The sequence below is a fragment of the Tanticharoenia sakaeratensis NBRC 103193 genome, assembly GCF_000963885.1.
Lineage (GTDB): Bacteria > Pseudomonadota > Alphaproteobacteria > Acetobacterales > Acetobacteraceae > Tanticharoenia > Tanticharoenia sakaeratensis.
The window spans coordinates 1-1,047 of the sequence record NZ_BALE01000063.1; the positions used below are offsets into that span (position 1 = coordinate 1).

The following is a 1,047-nucleotide window of genomic DNA, read 5'->3' on the forward strand; positions in this document are numbered from 1 at the left end:
TAGAGCACGTCCACGTTATTCTGGTTCATACCCTGCGGCGGTGAAGAAGTTGGCACTTTCGTCAGGGGAGAAAGCATCCAGGACTGATCCGGCGGCGTCCCATAAGACTGTAACGGTTCTTGCTGCCTTGGCCCGTAAGAGGGCCTTGAACTTGGCGAACGCCATTTCGATCGGGTTGAAATCGGGACTGTAGGGAGGCAGGAACATCATACATGCCCCCACTCGTTCGATGGCCTTTCGCGCGCTCGGACGCTTATGAGCGGGCAGATTGTCCAGCACGACGATATCGCCCGGGTTCAGCGTCGGCACGAGAACATGCTCGACATAGGCCTGAAAGATTTCGCCGTTCATGGCGCCATCATGCACGAAGGGTGCGGTCATGCCCGTGAGGCGCAGGCCTGCGGTGAAAGTGGTGGTTTTCCAATGGCCATGAGGAACCCCTGCCCGGCAGCGTTCTCCGCGTAAAGCGCGACCACGCAGACGGGCCATCTTCGTGGAGAGGCAGGTTTCGTCGACGAAGACCAGGCGGCGTGGATCAACGTCAGGCTGGCCGTCGAACCAGTCCTGCCGACGTTTCAGGATATCTTCGCGCTCCTGCTCCAATGCATGTGCGGTCTTTTTTTGAATGTCCACCCCCGCTGCCGCAGCCATCGGCTGAGCATGCTGCGGCCGATCCCGGCGGACTGCTCATCCTTCAGGCGCGCCACCATCTCGTTGAGCGTGATATCTTTCTGCGCTCCGATCATGCCGACGATGAAGGCTTCATGCCCGTCCAGCTTTGAGCCGCGCGGCTTGCCCTGACGGCGCGCCGCCCGTTCGCCGCTTTCACGCTCACGCAGAAGCCACCGGATCGCTGTCGAAATCCGATCCCGAACCGTCTCGCTACTGAACGGGCTGACACGCCTCCTGCGCCAGCTTCCAGAACGCGCACCCGAAGATCGTTGCTCAATGCTCGTGCCATCACCGCCTCCATCAATGGAAACGGTGAATCACAATCCACGCTCCGCGTCATCCCCTACGATTCATAGTTCAGTGGACAAGCTCTAG

The 1,047-nt window shown here is 59.9% G+C and carries 1 pseudogene; it reads right to left on the reverse strand.

Annotated elements, in window-relative coordinates:
• Nucleotides 1–15: 15 nt before the first annotated feature.
• Nucleotides 16–961: pseudogene (locus B8446_RS15810) on the reverse strand (IS630 family transposase).
• Between the last annotated feature and the right edge of the window lie 86 nt (nt 962–1,047).